The 21,985-nt window shown below is 68.5% G+C and carries 20 protein-coding genes; 7 read left to right on the forward strand and 13 right to left on the reverse strand.

Features of this window, described 5'->3' with window-relative positions; translation table 11 throughout:
- The first annotated feature begins 1 nt into the window (after position 1).
- The gene (locus tag QU603_RS13175) at positions 2 to 904 is read left to right on the forward strand and encodes a carbohydrate ABC transporter permease (RefSeq protein ID WP_308491833.1); all 903 of its coding nucleotides are present in this window, start codon (positions 2 to 4) and stop codon (positions 902 to 904) included.
- Between the two features lie 50 nt (positions 905 to 954).
- On the opposite strand, the gene QU603_RS13180 is transcribed toward QU603_RS13175, so the two are convergent.
- A complete protein-coding gene (locus QU603_RS13180; protein ID WP_308491834.1) occupies positions 955 to 1,962 on the reverse strand; it encodes a LacI family DNA-binding transcriptional regulator in 1,008 nt (335 codons plus the stop codon).
- 112 nt (positions 1,963 to 2,074) lie between these two features.
- Between QU603_RS13180 and QU603_RS13185 the strand changes: the two genes are divergently transcribed.
- Entirely contained in the window at positions 2,075 to 3,664 is a 1,590-nt protein-coding gene (locus QU603_RS13185) for a sodium-dependent transporter (protein ID WP_308491835.1), read from the forward strand.
- A complete protein-coding gene (locus tag QU603_RS13190; protein WP_308491836.1) occupies positions 3,661 to 3,828 on the forward strand; it encodes a MetS family NSS transporter small subunit in 168 nt (55 codons plus the stop codon). Before QU603_RS13185 ends, QU603_RS13190 begins: the two co-directional genes overlap by 4 nt.
- A 28-nt stretch (positions 3,829 to 3,856) precedes the next feature.
- Here the strand turns inward: QU603_RS13190 and QU603_RS13195 are convergent, their stop codons facing one another.
- The 6 genes from QU603_RS13195 to QU603_RS13220 all read right to left on the reverse strand — a co-directional run bounded on the left by QU603_RS13195 (position 3,857) and on the right by QU603_RS13220 (position 11,086).
- Positions 3,857 to 4,876, reverse strand: coding sequence for a LacI family DNA-binding transcriptional regulator (locus tag QU603_RS13195; RefSeq protein WP_308491837.1), 1,020 nt, complete (start codon positions 4,874 to 4,876; stop codon positions 3,857 to 3,859).
- Complete coding sequence (locus tag QU603_RS13200) at positions 4,869 to 6,398, reverse strand: sugar ABC transporter ATP-binding protein (RefSeq protein ID WP_308491838.1); 1,530 nt, start codon at positions 6,396 to 6,398, stop codon at positions 4,869 to 4,871. Before QU603_RS13200 ends, QU603_RS13195 begins: the two co-directional genes overlap by 8 nt.
- Before the next feature lie 34 nt (positions 6,399 to 6,432).
- Positions 6,433 to 7,446 (reverse strand): ABC transporter permease subunit, encoded by a 1,014-nt coding sequence (locus tag QU603_RS13205; protein ID WP_308491839.1) that lies wholly within the window; start codon positions 7,444 to 7,446, stop codon positions 6,433 to 6,435.
- On the reverse strand, positions 7,443 to 8,507 hold the full coding sequence (locus tag QU603_RS13210) for an ABC transporter permease (RefSeq protein WP_308491840.1): 1,065 nt from the start codon (positions 8,505 to 8,507) through the stop codon (positions 7,443 to 7,445). Before QU603_RS13210 ends, QU603_RS13205 begins: the two co-directional genes overlap by 4 nt.
- Positions 8,504 to 10,036: a sugar ABC transporter ATP-binding protein gene (locus QU603_RS13215; protein ID WP_308491841.1), complete on the reverse strand. Its 1,533-nt coding sequence runs from the start codon at positions 10,034 to 10,036 to the stop codon at positions 8,504 to 8,506. The genes QU603_RS13210 and QU603_RS13215 overlap by 4 nt, the downstream gene beginning before the upstream one ends.
- Positions 10,037 to 10,099: 63 nt before the next feature.
- On the reverse strand, positions 10,100 to 11,086 hold the full coding sequence (locus QU603_RS13220) for an ABC transporter substrate-binding protein (protein ID WP_308491842.1): 987 nt from the start codon (positions 11,084 to 11,086) through the stop codon (positions 10,100 to 10,102).
- A gap of 283 nt (positions 11,087 to 11,369) precedes the next feature.
- On the opposite strand from QU603_RS13220, the gene QU603_RS13225 reads away from it, so the two are divergent.
- Positions 11,370 to 12,056: a histidine phosphatase family protein gene (locus tag QU603_RS13225; protein WP_308491843.1), complete on the forward strand. Its 687-nt coding sequence runs from the start codon at positions 11,370 to 11,372 to the stop codon at positions 12,054 to 12,056.
- Positions 12,057 to 12,088: 32 nt separating this feature from the next.
- Here the strand turns inward: QU603_RS13225 and QU603_RS13230 are convergent, their stop codons facing one another.
- The 5 genes from QU603_RS13230 to QU603_RS13250 form a co-directional block, all read right to left on the reverse strand.
- Positions 12,089 to 13,312 (reverse strand): pyridoxal phosphate-dependent decarboxylase family protein, encoded by a 1,224-nt coding sequence (locus tag QU603_RS13230; protein WP_308491844.1) that lies wholly within the window; start codon positions 13,310 to 13,312, stop codon positions 12,089 to 12,091.
- Between the two features lie 57 nt (positions 13,313 to 13,369).
- A complete protein-coding gene (locus tag QU603_RS13235) occupies positions 13,370 to 14,587 on the reverse strand; it encodes an acyl-CoA dehydrogenase family protein (RefSeq protein WP_308491845.1) in 1,218 nt (405 codons plus the stop codon).
- Positions 14,587 to 15,603 (reverse strand): phosphotransferase family protein, encoded by a 1,017-nt coding sequence (locus QU603_RS13240; protein WP_308491846.1) that lies wholly within the window; start codon positions 15,601 to 15,603, stop codon positions 14,587 to 14,589. Before QU603_RS13240 ends, QU603_RS13235 begins: the two co-directional genes overlap by 1 nt.
- A complete protein-coding gene (locus QU603_RS13245) occupies positions 15,600 to 16,370 on the reverse strand; it encodes an SDR family oxidoreductase (RefSeq protein WP_308491847.1) in 771 nt (256 codons plus the stop codon). The genes QU603_RS13240 and QU603_RS13245 overlap by 4 nt, the downstream gene beginning before the upstream one ends.
- Before the next feature lie 124 nt (positions 16,371 to 16,494).
- Positions 16,495 to 17,928, reverse strand: coding sequence for an aminomethyl transferase family protein (locus QU603_RS13250; protein WP_308491848.1), 1,434 nt, complete (start codon positions 17,926 to 17,928; stop codon positions 16,495 to 16,497).
- 116 nt (positions 17,929 to 18,044) lie between these two features.
- Here QU603_RS13250 and QU603_RS13255 point away from each other — a divergent pair, with 116 nt between their 5' ends.
- Positions 18,045 to 18,455 carry an acyl-CoA thioesterase gene (locus tag QU603_RS13255; RefSeq protein WP_308491849.1) on the forward strand — a complete coding sequence of 137 codons (411 nt, stop codon included), beginning with the start codon at positions 18,045 to 18,047 and terminating at the stop codon, positions 18,453 to 18,455.
- A gap of 14 nt (positions 18,456 to 18,469) precedes the next feature.
- Here QU603_RS13255 and QU603_RS13260 read toward each other — a convergent pair whose 3' ends face one another.
- Positions 18,470 to 18,925 (reverse strand): winged helix-turn-helix transcriptional regulator, encoded by a 456-nt coding sequence (locus QU603_RS13260; RefSeq protein ID WP_308491850.1) that lies wholly within the window; start codon positions 18,923 to 18,925, stop codon positions 18,470 to 18,472.
- 76 nt (positions 18,926 to 19,001) lie between these two features.
- On the opposite strand from QU603_RS13260, the gene QU603_RS13265 reads away from it, so the two are divergent.
- Positions 19,002 to 20,420, forward strand: coding sequence for a phenylacetate--CoA ligase family protein (locus QU603_RS13265; protein WP_308491851.1), 1,419 nt, complete (start codon positions 19,002 to 19,004; stop codon positions 20,418 to 20,420).
- 75 nt (positions 20,421 to 20,495) lie between these two features.
- Complete coding sequence (locus QU603_RS13270) at positions 20,496 to 21,983, forward strand: 13E12 repeat family protein (RefSeq protein WP_308491852.1); 1,488 nt, start codon at positions 20,496 to 20,498, stop codon at positions 21,981 to 21,983.
- Positions 21,984 to 21,985: the final 2 nt, after the last annotated feature.

A 21,985-nucleotide genomic window follows, 5' to 3' on the forward strand; every position in this document is an offset into this window, starting at 1 on the left:
GATGACCACGGTCACCGAACGTCGCCGCACGTCGTCCCCCATCTCCTCGGCCGCGCCTCCCCGGCGCCCCCACCGCCCGGTCGATTCGCGAACCTTCAACATCGTCGCGCTCATCGTGCTGATCGTCTTCGCGGTCATCTGGCTCATCCCGAGCCTGTTCGCGCTGAAGACCTCGCTGACCGACAACGGTGTGGCCGCCACCGGCGCGACCGCGATCCTGAAGAACTGGAACCTGACTCTCTACTCGTACTCGACGCTGCTCGGGCAGAGCGACATCTGGAACTGGTACACGGCCAGCGCCATCACCTCGGTGATCACCGCGGTGCTGACGGTGCTGTTCGCCTCGATGGCGGCCTTCGCCCTGTCGCGACTGCGCTTCCGCGGCTCGAACCTCGTCCTGCTGCTGATCATCCTGGGCATCATGATCCCCACCCAGGTGCTGATCGTGCCGATCTTCCAGCTGCTGAACTGGATGAACCTGCTGAACACGTACTGGTCGGTGATCTTCCCGCAGGTTCCGGCCGTGATCGCGGTGTTCATCTTCAAGCAGTTCTTCGACGGCATCCCCCGCGAACTCGAAGAGGCCGCGCGCATCGACGGGGCGAGCCAGTGGCGCATCTACTGGTCGGTCATCATGCCGCTGTCACGGCCGGTGATCGCGGCGGTGACGATCCTGACGTTCGTGGGCGTGTGGAACAACCTGCTGCTGCCGCTGTTCGTGCTGTCGAACCCCGATCTGATGACGATTCCGGTGGGCCTGGCGACCGTCCAGGGCAGCTTCGGCCAGCGATACGCCGACATCCAGGCCGGGGCGATCCTGGCAGCGCTGCCCTTGGTGATCCTGTACCTGATCTTCCAGCGGCAGATCGTCGAGGGCGTCACCGGCAGCGGCCTCAAAGGCTGACACCGAAGGGCCGACACAGCACACACGACAGCACGCGGCCGCCTGATCCGTCAGCGCGGCCGCGTGCTGTCGCGTTGCACGATCTGGTACGGGACCGTCACCGATCGCGCCGGGGCCGCGCGATCGGCGATCCGCTCCCCCAGCAGCGTGAGCGCCTCGGCGGCGAACACGCGCTTGTCGAACGAGACGGTGGTCAGCGGCGGCGCCGCGAACTCCCCGTGGGCGACATCGTCGAAACCGGCGACCGACACATCGTCGGGAACACGGATGCCGCGACGCCACAGCTCGCTGAGCACGCCGATGGCAAGCGTGTCGGTGAAGCAGAAGAACGCATCCACCGGCGGCTGGCGGTCGAGGAAGGCCGCCACGGCGAGAGCGCCTCCGCGCGCCGTCCAGTCGTCGCAGGCGATCTCCAGTTCGCCGTCGTGTTCGATCCCGGCATCGACCAGCGCCCGGCGATACCCCCGGGTGCGCAGGATCGAGGTGAAGGTGTTCGTCACCAGGGCCGCACCGACCACGGCGATGCGCCGGTGTCCCGTCCGCACGAGCAGCATGGTCATGTCGTACGCGGCGGCATCGGAGTCCACGGTGACCTGATCGAGTTGGTTCTGTGGCACCTCGCCCAGGAGCACGGCCGCGGGTCGCAGTTGCGGGTCCTCGGGCAGTTCGAACTCGTCGGCGACCGTCGGATTGAGCACGACCCCGTCGACCATCCGTGCACGGGCGCGCGAGAGGAGTGTGGCCTCACGATGCGGCCGACCTCCGGTCTCTTCGATCTGCACGGCCCAGCCGTGCTCGTGCGCAGCCTCGACGAAGGCGTGCGCGGTCTCGGCGGAGTATGCCGTCGCAAGGTCCGGCAGGGCGAGTGCGATGACCCCGGAACGGCCGTTGCGCAGGCCGCGCGCGCTGAGATTGGGCACATAGTCGAGTTCGACGAGTGCCGCTTCGACTCGGGCCCGTGTGTCCGGACTCACCACGGCGCTGCCGTTGATCACGTTCGAGACGGTCTTCGGCGACACGTTCGCCTGCGCCGCGACATCCTTGAGCGTTGCACGCATCGCACCCCCTGCGGTGTCAGCCTACTCATCCGGATGCACTCTCCACCGCCGACGCGGCTGATATCGTACCGACACTGCACCGGCACCGACGGTGACGACGAGGAGTGATGCCATGTCGCGGACCACGACGACCCCCGCATCGACCGATGCACCCCGCGAGGAGTGGGCCGGGCAGCTCGGGTTCATCCTCTCTGCCATCGGGTCCGCGGTGGGCCTGGGCAACATCTGGAGGTTCCCCGGCGTCGCCTACGAGAACGGCGGCGGCGCGTTCCTCATCCCGTACCTGGTGGCGTTGGTGACCGCCGGCATCCCGATCCTGTTCCTCGACTACGCGCTCGGGCACCGCTTCCGCGGGTCCGCGCCCACCGTGTTCCGCCGTGTGGGTCGACGGTTCGGCCGCTGGACCGAATCGCTGGGATGGTTCCAGGTGGCCATTCCGTTCGTCATCGGTCTGTACTACACGGTCGTCATCGCCTGGGCCGTCAGCTATTTCGTGTTCTCGTTCGACCTGCGGTGGGGAGATGACCCGACGGGGTTCCTCGTCAACGACTACCTGCAGTCCGGCGATCCCGGCTTCAGCCTGCAGTTCGTGCCCGCCGTGCTGATCCCGCTCGTGCTCATCTGGATCGCCGCCATCGTGGTGCTGGTGCTGGGCGTGGCCAAGGGCCTGCAGACGGTGAACTACGTGTTCCTGCCGCTTCTGGCGGTCGGATTCACGATCCTCGTCGTGCGCGCCCTGTTCCTGCCCGGCGCGGCCGACGGCCTCAACGCCCTGTTCACCCCGAAGTGGGACGCCCTGGGCAATCCGGACGTGTGGATCGCCGCCTACAGCCAGATCTTCTTCTCGCTGTCGATCGCCTTCGGCATCATGATCACCTACGCGTCGTACCGCAAGCGCCGCGCGAACCTGACCACGCCGGGGCTCGTGGTGGCCTTCGCGAACTCGTCGTTCGAGATCCTGGCGGGCATCGGAGTGTTCGCGACGCTGGGGTTCTTCGCAGCGCAGCAGGGAGTGAGCATCGACCAGCTGCAGAATCTCACCGGCGTGGGGCTGTCGTTCATGACATTCCCGGCGATCGTGTCGCAGATGCCCGGTGGGCCGCTGTTCGGCTGTTTGTTCTTCGGCTCCCTCGCCGTGGCCGGATTCACCTCGCTCATCTCCGTGCTGCAGGTGGTGTGCGCGGCCATGCAGGAGAAGTTCGGGATGTCGCGGGCCCGCGCGGCCGTCACCGTCGGCGTCGTGTCCACCGTGCTGTCGGTGCTGCTGTTCGCCACGACGACGGGACTGACGGCGCTGGATGTCGTCGACCAGTTCGTCAACAACATCGGCGTCGTCTCGTCGGCGATCCTGATGACGGTCCTGGTCGTCTGGGTGCTGCGCCGCGGCGGCGAGCTGCGCTACCACCTCAGCGCGATCTCTACCTTGAAGGTCGGCGGCGTCTGGATCGCCCTGGTGGGCTTGGTCGGCCCGGTGGTCCTGGCCTACATGCTCATCCAGCGCATCATCGCCCTCATCACCGAGGGGTACGGCGGCGTGCCCACGCCGTACCTCGTCATCGTCGGCTGGGGTTCGGTACTGTTCCTGGTCGTCGTCGCGATCGTCATGCCGCTGCTGCGGTGGAAGCGCTCGCCCGATGAGTTCACGCCCTGGCCGACGTATCCGCCGGTCGCGGCATCCCGAACAAAGGAGGCGGTGCGATGACCCCCGTGGCGATCACCTTCCTCGTCCTGTCGCTGCTGCTGGTGTGGGGCGGGCTGATCGCCAGCGCCATCGCGCTGTCGATCAGACCCGAGCTGCGGGTCTATCCGCCCGGCGGGGGCGACGACGAGCGCGTCGGCCACGGCCCCATTGAGCACGACACCTGATTGGCCGCCTGCGCTCCCGCCCGGCCGATCAGTCCGTGCGCGGCCGGGTCGACTGGCGGATGATGAGCTTGGTCGCGATCGGGTCGGCGGGCGGCAGCGGCGTCGGACTCTCCAGTGTCGTCAGCACGCGCTCCATCGTCTGCTGGCCCAGTCGGGTGAAGTCCTGACGCAGCGTCGTCAGCGGAGGCGCCATGAACGCCGCCTCGGGGATGTCGTCGAAGCCCACCACGCTGACGTCGTCGGGCACGCGGAACCCGCGGCTCGACAGCGCCGCGATCAGGCCGAGCGCCGTCTGGTCGTTCGCCGCGAACACCGCGGTGGCCCCGGGCACCACCGCCAGGCGCATGCCCGCCGCATGGCCGCTGCCCGGCGACCAGTCGCCGTCCAGCCGCAGGCCGGGCGGAGCATCCGCCTGACGCAGTTCGGCCATCCAGCCGCGCACCCGCTCAGCGGCGTCAGGATTGCGCGCCGGACCCGCGATGTGCACGACGGTCTCGAACCCCAGTCCGAGCAGATGGCGGGTCGCCAGCCGTGCGCCGGCATACTGGTCGATCGACAGCGTGAGCGAATGCGGCCGGCCGCCGGCGGCGACCACGACCACGGGTGTGGCCGCATCGGTGCCGCGCGCGAACTCGGCCACGGCGATGTCGTCGGCGATCACGACGATCGCCTCGACGTTCTGCCGCAGCATCGCCTCGATCGCCGTGCGCACCGAGGCCGCCTGCACGTCGGGAAGATTGACCCCGACCACCGCATAGCGGGCGTCGCGCGCGGCGGCGTTGACGCCGATGGCCAGGGTCGTGGGTCCGAAGTCGGCGGTGGCCGGCATGATCAGCCCGATCGTGCGCGAACGTTTGGTGACCAGCGAGCGCGCCGCCTGCGACGGGCGGTAGCGCAGCTGCCGGATCGCCTCTTGCACGCGCGCGCGGGTGGCCGGCTTCACGCTCGGATGGTTGTTGATGACGCGCGAGACCGTCTGGTGCGATACCCCGGCCAGCCGTGCGACGTCGAAGATGTTCGCGTTGCGCGGCGCACGCGTGTCAGTCATCGGCCTGGGGTCCCTGAGCGATGAGTGCCAGCAGCTGCTCATCACTCATATCAGCATTCTCCAGTACTGCGACGATTTCCCGGTCGCGCAGCACCACGATCCGGTCGGACAGTCGCAGGACCTCGTCCAGCTCGCCGGAGATGAACACCACCGACATCCCGTTCTCGGCGAAGGAGACCACGAGCCGCTGCACATCGACCTTCGCCCCGACGTCGATGCCACGGGTGGGTTCGTCGAGGATGAGCAGACGCGGCGCGAGCGCGAGCCAGCGCGCCAGCAGCACCTTCTGCTGGTTTCCGCCGGAGAGAGTGCCGGCCTTCGCTTCCGGGTCGGGGGGCACGATCCGCAAGGCGTCGATGTAGCTCTCGGCCAGTTCGCTCTGCCGCACGCGGGACAGCCGCCGGAACCAGCCGTTGTCGGCCTGCACGCTGAGCAGGATGTTCTCGCGCACCGTCAGGTCGCCGATGATGCCCTCGGACTTGCGGTCCTCGGACGAATACACGATGCCGCGGCGGATCGCACGCCGCGGCGTCGTCAAAGCGGTGCGGCGCCCCGCGACGTCGATGCTGCCGGTGTCGGCGCGGTCGATGCCCGACAGGATGCGGGCGGCTTCGGTGCGGCCCGAGCCGAGCAGCCCCGCGAACCCGATGACCTCGCCTTCGCCGATGCGCAGATCGAACGGCGCGATCCCCCGCGCCCGTCCCACGCCGCGCGCATCCAGCACCGGCACGGCGTCGGCGGCGGGCCCGACCTCTTTCGCCCGCTCGGCGATCTGGTCCAGTGACGAGAAGGTGCGTCCGAGCATCTTCTCGACCAGTTCGATGCGCAGCAGATCGGTGGTGAGGTATTCGCCCACGAGTCGTCCGTTGCGCAGCACCGTGATCCGATCGGCGATCTCGTAGACCTGCTCGAGGAAGTGCGAGATGAACACGATGGCGACGCCTGCCTTGCGCAGCGTGCGCACGACCCGGAACAGCTCGGCCACCTCGTCCTGGTCGAGGCTGGAGGTGGGTTCGTCGAGCACGAGCACGATCGGCTCGGCACGCACGGCCCGCGCGATGGCGACGAGCTGCTGCACGGCCGGCGGGTGCCGCCGCAGCGGGGATGCGACATCCAGCCGCAGCCCGAGCCGCGCCAGCGCGTCCGCCGCCTGCACGCGCGTCTTCTTCCAGTCGATGCCGCCGAGTCGTCGCGGCTCGGCGCCCAGCATGATGTTCTCGGCCACCGTGAGGTTGGGCAGCAGCTCTATCTCCTGGTAGACCGCGGTCACCCCGTGGCGTGCGGCATCGCCGGGGCCGGCGAAGCTGACCGGGCGGCCGTGCAGCAGGATCTCACCGCTGTCGGGCTCGACCACTCCGGTCAGGGCCTTGATCAGCGTCGACTTGCCGGCGCCGTTCTCTCCCATGATCGAGTGCACCTCGCCGGGGAAGAGCCGCACGCCGACCTCATCGAGGGCGACCTGCCCCGCGTAGTGCACGCGGATTCCGCGCGCCTCGAGCACGGGGGCGTCATCGCCTGCCATCGCGGGCCGTCCTCACCTCGATCTGGCTCTGCCCTCACCCGCCTCGGCGGGCGGACAGGGCGCGCTGGAACACCACAAACACAAGAAGCATGATCCCGATCACGATGTAGGTCCACCACGAGTCCACGCTCATGTACGTGATCGCGATCTGGATCAGACCATACACGAGCACACCGACCAGCGAGCCGATCATGTAGCCGCTGCCGCCGGTGAGGATCGTGCCGCCGATCACGACGGCTGCGATCGCCTGCAGCTCCATGCCCAGACCCGCCAGCGGGTTGCCGGATTGCGTGTACGAGGCGAACAGCACGCCGCCGATGCCGGCGCAGGTTCCGCTGATGACGTAGACGAGGAACTTGGTGCGATCAACCGCGAGCCCCATGAGCCGCGCCGACTGCTCACCGCCGCCGACGGCATACACTGTGCGTCCGAACCGAGTGTAGTGCAGCATCCATGTCGCCACACCCACCAGCACAAGCGCCAGGACGACGCCGGGCGTCACGTACCAGCCGCCCCCGCCCCAGCTCTCACCGAGCAGCCAGTTCAGCGTGTCGTCCTTGATCGGCAGCGACTTCAAGCTCGTCACGTAGGCCAGACCGCGCGCGAGGAACATGCCCGCCAGCGATGCGATGAACGGCTGGATGTCGAACACGGCGACCATGATGCCGATGATGACGCCGATCACGGTCCCCGACAGCACCATCAGCGGCAGCACGACCACCGCCGGCAGGCCCGCGGCGAACAGCTGCGCGCCCAGCAGGCCGCTGAAGGCGATCACCGAGCCCACCGACAGATCGATGCCGCCGGTGATGATGACGAAGGTCATGCCGATCGCCAGCACGATGAGGTAAGGATTGTTGTCGAACAGCGCTGAGATCAGGCGCGGCGAGATGAAGTCGCCGAAGTAGAGCTGTCCGGCCACGAGCATCAGGATGAGGATGCCGAGGGCTGCCAGCACCGGCAGCCATGCGCCGGCAGCCGACTTCACACGGGTGAGGACGCTGCGCTCTTCGAACGGCAGCACAGCGGCGGCGGTGTCGACGGTCATCGTGCCACCGCCTCGGTCTCGGCCTCTGCCACAGCCACCGCGGGAGCTGCGGTGCGACGGCGACGTCGGGAGAAGAGCATGTCACGCGCTTTCTGGGATTGGACGAGGCAGATCGCGATCACCACGAGCGCCTTGAACAGTGGGGTGACCGCCGGAGGAACGCCGAGGAAGGTGATCGAGGTGGTGAGGGTCTGGATGACCAGCACACCCACGACGGTCCCCGAGATCGAGAACTTGCCGCCCATCAGCGAGGTTCCGCCGATGACGACCGCGAGGATCGCGTCCAGCTCGATGTTCAGCCCGGCGTTGTTGGCGTCGGCGGCCATGATGTTGGAGCTGTAGAGGATGCCGGCAAGTCCTGCCAGCACGCCCGAGAGTGCGTAGACCATCCAGATGATGCCGCGCGACTGGACGCCGGCGAGCCGACTGGCCTCGGGGTTGATGCCGACCGCTTCCAGCAGCATCCCCAGCGCCGTGCGCCGCACCACGATCGAGACCAGGACGACCACGACCACCGCGATCAGGAACGCCACGGGAAGCCCGAACAGGTGGCCGGAGGCCAGATAGCGGTAGGGCGGGCTGTTGATGGTGGTGATCTGCCCCTTCGTGATGAGCATCGCGATGCCGCGCCCGGCGAACATGAGCAGCAGCGTCGCGATGATCGGCTGGATCTTCACGACCGAGACGAGGAACCCGTTCCAGATGCCGAGCACCAGGGTCACCAGGAGCCCGGTGAGGATGGCCACGGTCACCGTGCCCAGATCACCGGGGCTGTCCGACGAGCCGATGATGGTGAGCGAGACCGCTCCCGACACCGCCAGCACGGCGCCCACGGACAGATCGATGCCGCGGGTCGCGATGACCAGGGTCATGCCCAGCGAGACCAGCATGAGCTGCGAGCTGTTGCGCATGATGTCGATGAGCGAGCCGTACAGTCCGCCGTCCTTGACGGTGATGCTGAGGAAGCTCGGTCGCGAGAGCGTGTTCACGACGATGAGCACCACGAGGGCCAGCACGGGCCAGAAGATGGGATGCCGCATCATACGTCTGAGCATGGTCATGCGGCCTTCTCCCCCGTCTTGTCGTCCGCGATGAGGGCGACGATGCGATCGACATCGATGTCGGCGCCTTCGGCGATCTCGCCGATGATACGCCGGTCGCGCAGGACGTAGATACGGTGCGACAGGCGCACCACCTCTTCGAGCTCCGACGAGATGAACAGCACTGCCAGGCCGTCGGCGGCAAGGTCGGCGATCACGGTCTGGATCTCGGCTTTGGCCCCTACGTCGATGCCGCGCGTGGGCTCGTCGAGGATGAGCAGCTCGGGTTCGGTGGCCAGCCACCGCCCCAGCAGAACCTTCTGCTGATTGCCGCCGGAGAGGTTGCGGATCAGCGCGTCGGGGTCCGACGGGCGCACCCCGAGCGCAGTCATGTACCGCTCGACGATGGCATCCTGCTGCGCTTTGGGCACCCGACGCCACCAGCCGCGCTTGGCCTGGACCGCCAGCACGAGGTTCTCACGCACCGTCAGATCGGCGATGATGCCCTCGCTGCGTCGGTCTTCGGATGAGAAGGCGAGCCGGTGCGCGAGCGCCGTGCGCGGGCTGCTGACCTTGGTGAGCCGGTCATGCAGTCGGATGCTGCCGCCGTCGGCGTGGTCAGCGCCGTAGATGAGGCGCGCCGACTCGGTGCGCCCCGAACCCAGCAGGCCGGCGAAGCCGACGATCTCTCCCGGCAGGATCGTGATCTCGAACGGCTCGACGGCACCCTTGCGCGCCAGCGCCTCGGTGCGCACCACCGGGACCCCGGCGGCCGGCTGCGCGGCCTGCTCGGCGCGTTCCCCGATCTCGTCGAGATGCTCGACCTCACGGCCGAGCATCTTCGCGATGAGCTCGTGTCGCGGCAGATCTTCCGTGGGGTACTCGCCGACGAGGTGTCCGTTGCGCAGCACCGTGATGCGGTCGCACAGCTCGTAGATCTGGTCGAGGAAATGCGAGACGAACAGCACGGCCACGCCGCGCGCGCTCATCTGGCGCACCACGGCGAACAGCTGCTCGACCTCTCCGCGGTCCAGGCTCGAGGTCGGCTCATCGAGCACGAGCACCCTGCTGTCCAGCACGGTGGCACGGGCGATGGCGACCAGCTGCTGCACCGCGAGCGAATGCGACGCGAGCAGCGAGCGGGGGTCGATGCGCAGGCCGAGCCCGGCCAGCGCCTGCGCCGCGCGGTGATGGGTCGCCCGCCAGCTGATGCCGAACGGACCGCGCACCTCGCGGCCGAGCATGACGTTCTCGCCGACCGTGAGGTTCTCGCAGAGATTGACCTCCTGATAGACCGTCGCGATCCCCGCATCCTGCGCATCGGCGGTCCCCGTGAAATGCCGGGAGGATCCGCCGACGGTCACGGTGCCCGAGTCGATCGCATAGACGCCGGTCAGCGCCTTGATCAGGGTGGACTTGCCGGCCCCGTTCTCGCCCATCAGCGCGTGGATCTCACCGGCGCGCAGCACCAGGTCCACGCCGTCGAGCGCCTTCACCCCGGGAAAGGTGATGGAGATGTCGCGCAGTTCGGCGACGATGTCGTTGCTCATGCGGCTCCTCTGCCGTGGATCGGCTGTCGGGGGCGGCCCAGCCGCCCCCGACAGCCGGAACCATCAGTACTTGCGGTCGGGCAGCGCCGCCTTCGCGGCGGCCTGGTCGAATGCCAGGTCCTTGGCGAGGTACAGCTTGTCGACCGACTTGCCGGCGACGACATCCTTGACGACCTGCGCCACCTGGTCGCCCAGCAGCGGGTTGCACTCGACGACGTAGTTGAACTCGCCGTTGGCGACGGCTGTCAATCCGTCGTGCGTGCCGTCGACGGTGACGATCTTGATGTCCTTGCCCGGCGTGAGGCCGGCGGCCTTGATCGCATCGAGTGCGCCCAGACCCATGTCGTCGTTCTGCGCGAACAGGATGTTGATCTTGTTGCCGTACTTCTGCAGGAAGCCCTCCATCACGGTCTTGCCCTGCGCACGCGTGAAGTTGCCGTCCTGCTGGTCGAGGACGTTGATGTCAGACCCCTGCATGGCCTTCGCGCAACCGGTGGTGCGGTCGTTGGCCGCGCTGGAGCCGGCGGTGCCCTCGAGCACGACCATGTTCGCGCCCTTGCCGTTGAAGTTGTCGGTGATCCACTTGCAGGCGGTCTCGCCTTCTTTCTCGAAGTCGTCGCCGACACGCGAGGTGATGTACTGCTGGTCGTCGGCGTTGACGTCGCGGTCCTCGAGGATCACCGGGATGCCCGCCTGCTTGGCCTGCTTGAGCACATCGGTCCATCCGGTCTCCACCACCGGCGCGAAGACGATGGCGTCCACGCCCTGGGTGATGAAGCTGCGGATCGCGGCGATCTGGTTCTCCTGCTTCTGCTGCGCGTCCGAGAACGTCAGCTTGAAGCCGTTCTCGGAGGACAGCGCCTCTTGCAGCGACTTGGTGTTGGCGGTGCGCCACCCGCTCTCGGCGCCTTCCTGCGAGAAGCCCACCTTGACGGTGCCACCGGCCGCGCCCGCGTCTGCGCCGGACGAACCGGCGTTCGACGAGCACCCGGTGAGGGCCATCGCGGCAAGTCCGACTGCGGCCACAGCCGCGAAGATGCCTTTCTTCATTGCATTGACTCCCTTGTCGAGGGCTGAGACCCAGCCCGGCGAATCCGGCCCCATGCCGGTTCTCAGAATGTTAGCGCTCACAAATTCAGCCACAAGATGTGAGCGGTAACAATCAGATAACACCCGTCTGCAGTCTGCCTAGATACCGCCTTTCATCTGGTCTTTTCCCAAGACGCCGAACGATCGGAGAGATCACTCGCGCGCACTCGGCCACCAGAATGTGATTCATCACACGCACGTGAACGCAGGATGCGGCGGCGTTCGACTAGGCGAGGATGGGGGGATGCGTCTCTTTCTCGTGCGACACGGTCAGACTCCCTCGAACGTCGCGGGGCGGCTCGACACGGGCGCGCCGGGCCCGGGCCTGACCGACCTCGGCCGCCGGCAGGCCGACGCGGTCCCGGCAGCGCTGCAGGGCCGCGCCGTGGACGCCGTCGCCGTCTCACCCCTCATCCGCACCGCGCAGACCGCGGCGCCGCTGGCCGCCCAGCGCGGACTCGAGCCGGTGGTCATCGACGGGCTGCAGGAGATCGAGGCCGGCGATCTGGAGATGCGCGGCGACCGTGACTCGGTGCGTTCCTATGTGAAGACGGCGTTCGCGTGGGCGCGCGGCGAGATGACGGCGCGGATGCCGGGTGCCGAGCAGGACGGCACGTCGTTCTTCACCCGATTCGACCGTGGAATCGCCCAGGCCACCGCCCTCGCCGGCCAGGGCGTCGCGGTCTTCTCGCACGGCGCGGCCATCCGCGTCTGGACGAGCGCCCGGGTGCACGGGTTGAATGTCGCGCTGCTCGAGCACACGGCACTGCACAACACCGCGATCATCGAGCTGGACGGCGACCCCGACCACGGCTGGGATCTCGTCGACTGGTCACCGGACCCGGCCGGAGGTCCGGAGCTCATCCCGCCGCATGAACGGGATGCCGCCGCAACACCCGTGAGCCCGGACCCCGGCGTTCAGAGCTCGTAGGGTGAGGCCTGAGCTGATCCCCGGCGTGTGGGTCAGCCCAGTGCGGCCAGCACGGCGTCGACGACGAGGTCGGGATCGGCGAACGGATTGGCCGCGACCGACCGGAACCACGTCTGTGCGCCGATCACGGTCGTGCTGACCCAGACATCCGTCATCCGCTCGCGCACCGCGGTCGGGTCGGCGTGCCGTGGCCGCCAGGCCACGACCCCGGTGACGGACGGCGCGAACAGCTCGAGTTCGGGCTCGGCGGCGATCCGCGCGGCCAGGCGTTCGGCCAGCGCCAGGTCGGCGTCGATGCGCGCGCCCAGCCCGTCGCGGCCCCACGCCAGCAGAGTCGCCAGCAGCGGCAGGGCTGCGGCCCCATGCGACCCCTGCAGCCCGATGTTGGGCACCGCCAGGTAGCCTCCGCCGAAGCTCAGCGCGTCGTGCGCTGCCGCGGCATCCGCGAACAGCACCAGGGCGCTCTCTTTCGGCTGATACAGCAGCTTGTGGGCCGAGACGGCCACGGAGTCGGCGCGCTCGATCCCGTCGAGCACGGCCGTGTGCGACGACAGGCGCAGGGGGCCCGCCCACGCGGCGTCGACGTGGCGCCAACGGGCGGTGGATGCCGCATCCAGCGGATCGACGGCTCCTGTCGCGGTCGTACCGGCCGTGAGCACGACGGCCGCGTCCGACAGGTCGTCCGGCAGCAGATCGGCGCGCATCCGCTGCGCGGCGTCGACCGGCACGGTGGTCAGCGGAAGCCCCAGAATCCGCGCGGCTTTGGCCACGCTGACGTGTGCGACCTCGGAGGCGATCACGCGCCGCACGCCCGCGGCATCCCGCGCCGCCCACAGCGCGGTCAGATTGGCCAGGCTCGAGCCGGGCACGAGATGGCCGCCGTCCATGCCGAACACGGGTGCGAGCCATTCGATCGCACGGCGCTCCAGCAGCCGCGCCGCAGGGGCCGAGTCGGTGTGCAGCAGGTTCTGGTTCATCGCCGCCGCCCACTGGGTGGCAGCCCACGTCACCCACGGCGTGGGCGGATCCATGTGCGCGAAGAAGCCCGGGTGATCCACCCGGGTCGGCCGGGTCAGCGCGGGACCGGCCAGCGCCGCCAGCGCGGCGCGGCCGCCGATGCCGTGCGCCGGCAGCGCCTCGGGCAGATCGAGCGGGGCGACCGGGTCGCCGTGCGGTGTGCCCGGCGCGTTCTTCGCGTCGATCAGCTGCTGCAGCGCCTCGTGCAGTGCTTGGTCGCTGGGCAGGAAGTCGTGCACGCGCTCCAGTGTGGCACGACGGCGCCCAGACGCGTGCCGCGTTCGGCCGCCGGCAGGTCAGCGCGCGTGCCTGCCCAGCTCGGCCTTCGCGAGCGCGTTGCGGTGCACTTCGTCGGGTCCGTCCGCGAAACGCAGCGTCCGGGCGGCCGCGTACAGCCGGGCGAGGTCGAGGTCCTGTGAGAGGCCTGCCGCGCCGTGCGTCTGGATCGCTCTGTCAAGGATCCACTGCACGGTGGCCGGAGTGGCGATCTTGATCGCCTGGATCTCGGTGTGCGCACCCTTGTTGCCCACGGTGTCCATGAGCCAGGCGGTCTTGAGCACCAGCAGCCGCAGCTGCTCGACGCGCACCCGCGATTCGGCGATCCATTCGCGGATCACCCCCTGCTGCGCGAGCGGTCGGCCGAACGCCACCCGCTCGGACGCGCGGACGCACATCGCCTCGATCGCCCGCTCGGCCATGCCGATCAGGCGCATGCAGTGATGGATTCGCCCGGGTCCCAGCCGCGCCTGCGCGATCGCAAAGCCGTCGCCCTCGCCGCCGATCAGGTTGCCCGCCGGCACCCGCACCTCGGTGAACGAGAGCTCGGCGTGACCGCCGTGCTCGTGGTCGTCGTAGCCGAGCACGTGCATGCCGCGCACGACCTCGAGACCGGGCGTATCGCGCGGCACGAGGATCATCGACTGCTGCCGGTGCCGTGCGGCCTGCGGGTCGGTCTTGCCCATCACGATGAACACGGCGCAGTTCGGGTTCATGCCGCCGGTGATCCACCATTTGCGGCCGTTGATCACGTAGTGGTCGCCGTCGCGCACGATCGAGGTGGCGATGTTCGTCGCATCAGACGAGGCGACGTCGGGCTCGGTCATCGCGAACGCCGACCGGATCTCGCCGTCCAGCAACGGTCGCAGCCACCGCTCCTTCTGCGCGGGCGTGCCGAACTGGTCGAGCACCTCCATGTTGCCGGTGTCCGGGGCCGCGCAGTTGAACGCCGCCGGGGCGAGGTCCAGGCTGCGGCCGGTGATCTCGGCCAGCGGCGCGTACTGCAGGTTCGACAATCCCGCACCGCTGTCGCCGGGCAGGAAAAGGTTCCACAGGCCCCGGCCGCGCGCTGCGGCGCGCAGCTCGCGCAGGGCGGGCGCGGCATCCCACTCCCATCTGTCCGGCAGCTCGGCGAGCTGGGCGGCGAACACGGGTTCTGCCGGCAGCACATGCTGCTCGAGAAAATCGTCGACCTCGCCTATCAGGGCGGTCGTGCGTGCGTCGTGCCCGAAGTCCATCAGTCGTCCTCTCTCAGCGCGGCCAGGCCCGCGTCCAGCAGCGGCGCGGTGAGCTCGCCGATCCGCTCATAGCCGGCGCCCACGGTCATGCCCTCGGTGAAGCGCGCATGGATGCCTTCCACGATGCCGGCGAGCTTGTACGAGGCGAGCGCCAGATACCAGCCGAAGCGCGGGATGCCGCGGCCCGTCGCCGTCGCGTACCGTTCGAGGGTCTCGGCCTCGGTGAGATAGCCCGGCGCGAGCGACGCGTCGGCGACGGCGGCCCCGAGCATCGCGGCGGAGCGCTGGTAGACGATCATGAGCGCGAGATCGGCGAGCGGGTCGCCGAGGGTCGCCATCTCCCAGTCGATGACGGCCGCCGGCCGGTCGGCGGCGTCGACCAGCACGTTGTCGAGGCGGAAGTCTCCGTGCACGATTCCCGTCGACGATTCGGCGGGCACCGCCGCATCCAACGCATCGTGCAGCGCGCCTTCGGCGGGCAGCTCGCGTGTGCGGGATGCGGCGAACTGGCGCGACCAGCGCTGCACCTGCCGCCCGAGGTACCCGTCCGGGTGACCGAAGTCGGCCAGGCCCACAGCGACCGGGTCGATGCGACCGAGCGCGGCGAGAGAATCGACGAGCCGCTCGGAGATCGCTCGTGTGCGGTCGGCGCCGAGGGCGGCGAGCGCGGCAGCCGAGCGATAGGCGGTGCCGTCGACGAACTGCATGACGAAGAACGGGGCGCCGATCACAGCAGGGTCGTCGCACCGCGCGATCGGCTGCGGCACCGGAACGTCGGTCGGCGCGAGCGCCGACATGATCCGGAACTCCCGCCCCATGTCATGCGCGGTGCTGAGCACGTGCCCGAGGGGCGGGCGGCGCAGCACCCACCCACGCGGACCGGATTCGATGCGATAGGTGAGGTTCGACCTGCCGCCCACGATGAGCTGCGCGCGCAGGTCGGCCGCGGCATCCGGAACGTTCTGGGCGAACCACGGCGCGAGCGCGGCCAGATCCAGTCCGGGCAGGTCGCTCACATGCCACCACCGGTGAGGAACACGCCGCCGTCGATGCCGAGCGTCTGACCCGTGACCCAGTCGGCGTCGTCGCTGAGCAGAAACGCGACGGCGCCGGCGACGTCGTCGGGCTCACCCAGACGCTTGAGCGGATAGGCCTGCGCGACGGACTCCTCCTTGCCCTCGTAAAGGGCGGTGGCGAACCGCGTCTTCACGACAGCGGGCGCGACGGCGTTGACGCGGATGCCCGGCCCGAGCTCGACGGCCAGCTCTTCGGTCAGGTGGATGAGCATGGCCTTGCTCGACCCGTACAGTCCGATGCCGGGCGCGGGCTGCCGGCCTGCCAGCGACGCGATGTTCACGATCGCGCCGCCGTGCTCCGCCATCCACGCGCGGTGCACCTGCTGGGTCCAGCCGAGGGCTGCGATGGCGTTCACCTCGACGATCTTGCGCGCAACGTCCAGGTCGACGTCCATGAGCGGACCGTACGCGGGGTTGATGCCCGCGTTGTTCACGAGCAGATCGACCCCTCCGAAGGCCTCGATCGTGCGGGCCACGGCATCCTGCTGATGGGCAGGGTCGTCGGCGTGGCCGGCGATGCCCCGGGCGTGCTCGGGCCCGCCCAGCCGCTCGACGGCCTCGGCCAAGGCGTCAGGCCGACGGCCCGTGATCGTGACCCGGGCGCCCTCAGCGACCAGGCGGGCGGCGATGGCCCACCCGATACCGCGGCTGGCGGCCGTGACGATCGCCGTTCTGCCCCCGAACCTGCGCACCGCCGCCTCGTCCATGCCGGCTCCTTCGCCTGGTCCGCCCTGCTGGTTCGATCCGCACCGCGCGGCTGCTGCAGGACCCGTCACACGGCATCCTGCCACGCTGCCGGGTCCAGCGGCGCACCGGCGGCCCGACGCGACCTCACTCGGGCGAGCCGGAGACCAGCTCCGCGTTCGATGCGACCCGGTACTCGCGGGCGACATCGCCGATCGGGGTGGGCGCGACGGTGACGCGGATGCGGATCTGCTCGTGCGGCTCGACGCGTCCGCCGCTGCGGCTGCCCCCGCCGTCTTCGCCCCAGACCAGCGTGAGCTGCGTGCCCGGTTCGGCGAAGGCCTCGTCGATCGAGCCCAGCGACATCATCGCCCGTTCGTTGTAGCTGTAGGCGGGATAGGTGCCGAAGCCGACGAGCGTGCCGGCATCGTCGAGCACCTTGTCGTAGTGGAGTCGTCCGGTCGCCGCGACCGGCAGGTCGATGTGCTGAGCGGTGGGGCCGTCGCCCACCAGCCGGCGGAACACCTCGGTGAAGTCATCGGGGTGCCACAGCAGTGTCACCTTCTTGCGGTGGGGCTGATCGGCGAGTTTCTCCAGCGCTTCGCGTCCGATGAAGTCGTGATCGAACTTGATGATGTGCCCGTAGTTGAGATCCCATGGGGTGGCGTAATAGTCCGAGGGCTCTTCGGAGAAGAAGCTGCCTCCCAGCGACATCCGTGCCGATGCGCTCTTGTCGGAGAGCCACTCGCGGTAGTCGCGCAGGGCGGGACTCGTGTAGACCGCCGAGAACGGGACGGCCCACCATCCCGACTCGATCACCGTGCTGAAGTACGCGAGCGATCCGATCTGGCGCAGCCCGTGCTTGCGGCCGGCCTGGACGAGGGCGGTCTTCACGTCGGCCCGGTCATCCCACGGGCCGGACAGTTCGAGCCCCGGGACTCCCCCCATGCTGTGCCGCATCGCGCGGACGTCGTGGCCCGCGATGCGGATCGTGGCCGAGCGGAAGAACTTGATCTCGGGCAGCGGGCCGCCGTTGAGCTCTTCGAGCAGGTCGTAGGCGTTCGGGCCTTCGACCTGGTACCGGTAGACGAGGCGACGCTTGCCGGTGTTCAGGGCCCACACGGGGTCCAGGTCGACCTGAACGTCGAAGTCGCCGGTCTCGGCGTTGAACTGCACCCAATCCGTGGATGCCGGGTTGCCCACCAGCAGCAGGTCCTCCTCGTCGAGGTAGTAGAGGATCGCGTCGCCGATGACGTACCCCTCCGGCGAGCAGGCGATGAACTGCTTCGCCGCACCCGGACGGAATGTGGCGAACGAGTTGATGCCCAGGCTCGTGAACAGCGCCAGCGCGTCCTTGCCCCGCACCCGCAGGTTGTGCATGTGGTAGCTCTGGTCGTGCAGGGCGATGGTCTTGCGCCAGGACTGCTGCTCGTCGCGCCAGGTCGTGAACTCCGCGCGCACCGCGTCCACCGGCATCATCACGCCGAAGATGTTCAGCGCCGTCTTGGGAGGATTGCGATAGAAGCGAGCGACGATGCTCTCCTCCGAGTCCACCATCGACTGCAGACTTGTCTCGGCCACGGCGTGCCTCCTTGGGGTGGTAGATCTTCGGCGTAGTAGATTCTTATTTAGAACTGACTCCAGACTAAGCCTGTCGGCCGTGAAACGCCAGACGTGGATGAGAGAGAAGGCCTGTCATGCTGTCGAACACGCTGCTGCGGAGAGTCGAGTGGGGGGATTGCGATCCCGCCGGGATCGTCTTCAACCCGCAGTTCTTCCGCTGGTTCGATCACGGCACCACGATGCTGTACGAAGCCGCAGGCTGGCCCAAACAGCAGATGCTGATCCGATTCGACGCGCTGGGCTGTCCGATCGTCGAGACACGGGCCACCTTTCACGCCCCGTGCCGGTTCGGCGACGACGTTCGCATCACCACGCAGATCGTCGAGGTCAAGGCCCGAAGCTTCGACATCCGCCACACGCTGACCCGCGACGACGTCGTGTGCGTGGAAGGGTTCGAGACCCGGGTGTGGACGATCACAGACCCCGAGCGGGGGATGCGGGCCGCGCCGATCCCCGAGGAGCTGGCCGCGCGGTTCCGGGCCTGACAGCCGGCGACGGGTCACGCCCCGGCGTCGGGAAGCGCGTCATCCTCTTCGATCGTGTAGCGCATCTCCCGTGCGTGGATGGGCTGGCCGCAATGGTCGCAGGTCATCGCCGGTCTCGAGGCATGACCGCACGTCTTGTGGAACAGCAGCACTTCGCGGGCGTCATCGCCGAGCCATTTGTCACCCCACTGCTTCATCGCCAAGAACACCGGGTAGAGCTCGAGCCCGGCCTCGCTGAGGATGTACTCGTAGCGGTCCGGCCGCTCCTGGTATCGGCGCCGGTCCAGGATGCCCTGGTCGACGAGCAGCTTGAGGGTGCGCGCCAGCACCGATCGCGACAGACCGAGCGTGCGCTGGAAATCGTCGAAGCGCCGAACCCTGAAGAATGCTTCGCGCAGAACCAGCGACGACGCCCCCTGACGGAGGATGTCGCCCGTGCGCTGCACGGAGGTTGTGCGATGCTCTGTCATTCTCTGAGTCTACGCGGTCCGTTCTCATCGAGAACGTACTAGCATCGGTCCCGACGGTCAGGTCGAGGAGGACGTGATGACGGGTGCTTTCGCCGCGCAAGAGACACGCAACACGTGGAAGTCGGTGCTGGAGACGTTCCACGAGGATCGGGAGACGCCGCTGAACAGCGACTACTGGTCCGAGAAGGACACGTGGTCCCGGGATCGCATCCGCGACGTCCAAGACGAGAAGATCGCGGCGGTCGCACCCTTCCTCTACGAGAACAGCGCCTTCTATCGCGCGCGCTTCGATCGACTCGGCGTGGCTCCGACCGACATCCACTCGGTGGACTCCATGCTTGCGAACTGGCCCGTCGTCACCAAGCAGGAGATGATGGCCGACGTCACCGAGCATCCGCCCTACGGCACGTATTCGACGTGCGGTCAGCAGGAGTGGGACGACCGGGGGTGGATGCTGTTCTCCTCGTCGGGGACGACCGGCGTGCCGAGGCCGTTCCGGTATACGCACTTCGATCGCAAGTACTGGGAACAGGCCAATGCCCGCGCGCTGTACTCCGGCGGGCTGAGACGGGGCGATGCGGCACTGCCCATGGTCGGATTCGGTCCGCACGTGTTCGCCTGGGGCGTGCAGTACGCGCTTGCGAAGATGGGCCTGCCCGTCATCCCGGGCGGCGGCATGGACGGCAGGGCCCGCGCCGGCCTCATCCAGCGGTTCGAGCCGCGGGTGCTCATCTGCACGCCGTCCTATGCGCTGTACCTTGCGCGCACGATGCAGGACATGGGGATGGATCCCGCCGCGACCTCGGTGCGATGGATCGTGCAGGGCGGCGAGCCGTTCTCAGGCGTGAAGGGCACGCTGGAGAGGATCCAGGATCTGTGGGATGCCACAGCCGTCGAGTTCTACGGATGCACCGAAGCATCCCCGCACTGCGGTGGGTACTCGTGCCCGGAGTACCAGTCCGGCGAAAAGCCCTTCATCCACCTCATGGAAGACATCCAGGTGTGGGAGACCGTGGATGCCGACACCCTCGCACCCACGGCCGACGGCGTCAGCGGGATCTCCGTCTGCACGAATCTGAACTCCGAGAGCGCGGCGCAGCTCCGCTTCCTCGTCGGCGACTACACCACGCTCTCCTACGAGCCATGCGCTTGCGGGCGCCGCCATGTGCGTGCCATCGGCTGCATGACGGGACGCTCCGACGACCTGATCAACATCCGGGGGATCAAGTTCTTCCCCGTGCAGATCGAAGAGGCGGTCCGGGCCGTGCCCGGAACTGGCGACGAGTTCCAGATCCGGCTCACGAAGACCGACGCGGGCCTGGACACGATGAAGGTCGTCGTCGAACATGCCGATCCGGCGATCGGCCGCATCGTGTACGACGAGATCCACGCGCGCTGCGAGGTGCGGGCCGACGTCGAGGTGGTCGCCGCCGGAACGCTTCCGAAGAGCGAGATGAAGGCCAAGCGCGTCTTCGACGAGCGCGGCACCGCCTGACGAGATCACGAGCACCGTGAAAAATATTCGAATCTCCTGCTTTACGGTGTCGAACATATCTGCTATACTGGCACCATGGAACGACAGGGACTCTCCGACACGATGCACGTCGACGACGTGTACGTGCTGAACACCCTGCTCCATGACGCCGAGGCTGAACAATACGACACGAACCGGCGTGCCGCTCGTCGGTGCGAGGCCCTCGCCGACGTACTCCGATTCGCTGGCGAAAACCCCGCAACGTATGTGCGGGCGGACGTGGACGCCGATGACCCGCTGGGCCTGCGAGTGGACCGGGCCATGCGGAAGGCCACAACACGGCTGGGCGGCCCGGCGGCACTGGCGGTACGGTGTGCGGCCGACGAAGCCGCATCCCGTCTGGGTCTGTCCGAACACCAGGTCCGGACGCTGGCAGCCACCGCAGACCGCGCCAAAGAACAGCTGCCGCGCGCATGGCACGCCGCCTGCGAAGGACTGCTCACCATCGCACACGTCGACGCGATGCTCGCTCAGGTTGCCGCACTCACCGACTACCCGGACCTGCTCGATCTCTTCGACCGGGTGATGACCGAGGTCGCCCTGCACGCATCCGCCGCCTACACGAAGCGCAAGGCGCGCGACCTGACTGACCAGCTCACCGCGCGCACCCGCACGCAGCGACACACCGACGCGTTCGCGAAACGGACCCTGTACGTGGACGACGTCGCCGACGGCATGTCGTGGCTGTGCCTGCTCATGCCCACCCGCACGGCCCACGCCGTTGACCATTCCGTCAGCGCGACCGCGAAGGGCATGACCGAGGCTGAGCGCGATGGCCGCACCCATGCGCAGATTCGCGCCGACCTTGCCACCGCCCTGCTCACCGGCGAAGCCACGGGCGACCCGATCGTCAAGACCAAAGTCTTCGTCACCGTTCCCCTCGACAAGCTCGCTCCCGACGCACGGGCGACCGCCCGCACCGGCACACCCGGCAGCAGTGAGCCTGACAGCGACGGGCCGGTCGGCGACGGGCCGGTCGGCGACGGGCCGGTCGGGGCCGGCCTGAACCTGAACCGGGACTGCCTCATCCCCGGGCAGGGCACGATCGACGACGCCACCGCCCGGCAGATCCTCATCGACGTCGGCGCGTTCACCCGTGTCATCACCGACCCGGTCACCGGGATCATCCTCGACATGGATCGCCGATCCCGCGCGGCCACCCCCGGGCAGCGCGCGTGGCTGGCGCTGGCCCACGGCACCTGCCTGCGTGACGGATGCGATCGCCTCGCGGTCGACGGCGACATCGACCACCACTGCGCGTATCACGGACCCGGCCGCGGCGCCACGAACCTCGGCAACCTTGACCCGCTGTGCGACCCCGACCACACGCTGAAAGACGTCACGCTGCTCACACACGACCGGCGCGCCGACGGCACGGTCCAGGTGCGATATCCGACTGGGTACTGTACGACGGACCCGAACGACGCGTTCCGCACGATTGTGTACGCCACGTTCGGATACACCGAACCGCCGCCGCGGGTCACCGCGGATTCCGCCGAGCTCGGCGCCGATCCACCTTTCTGAAC

The organism is Microbacterium terrisoli, assembly GCF_030866805.1.
GTDB classification, from domain to species: domain Bacteria; phylum Actinomycetota; class Actinomycetes; order Actinomycetales; family Microbacteriaceae; genus Microbacterium; species Microbacterium terrisoli.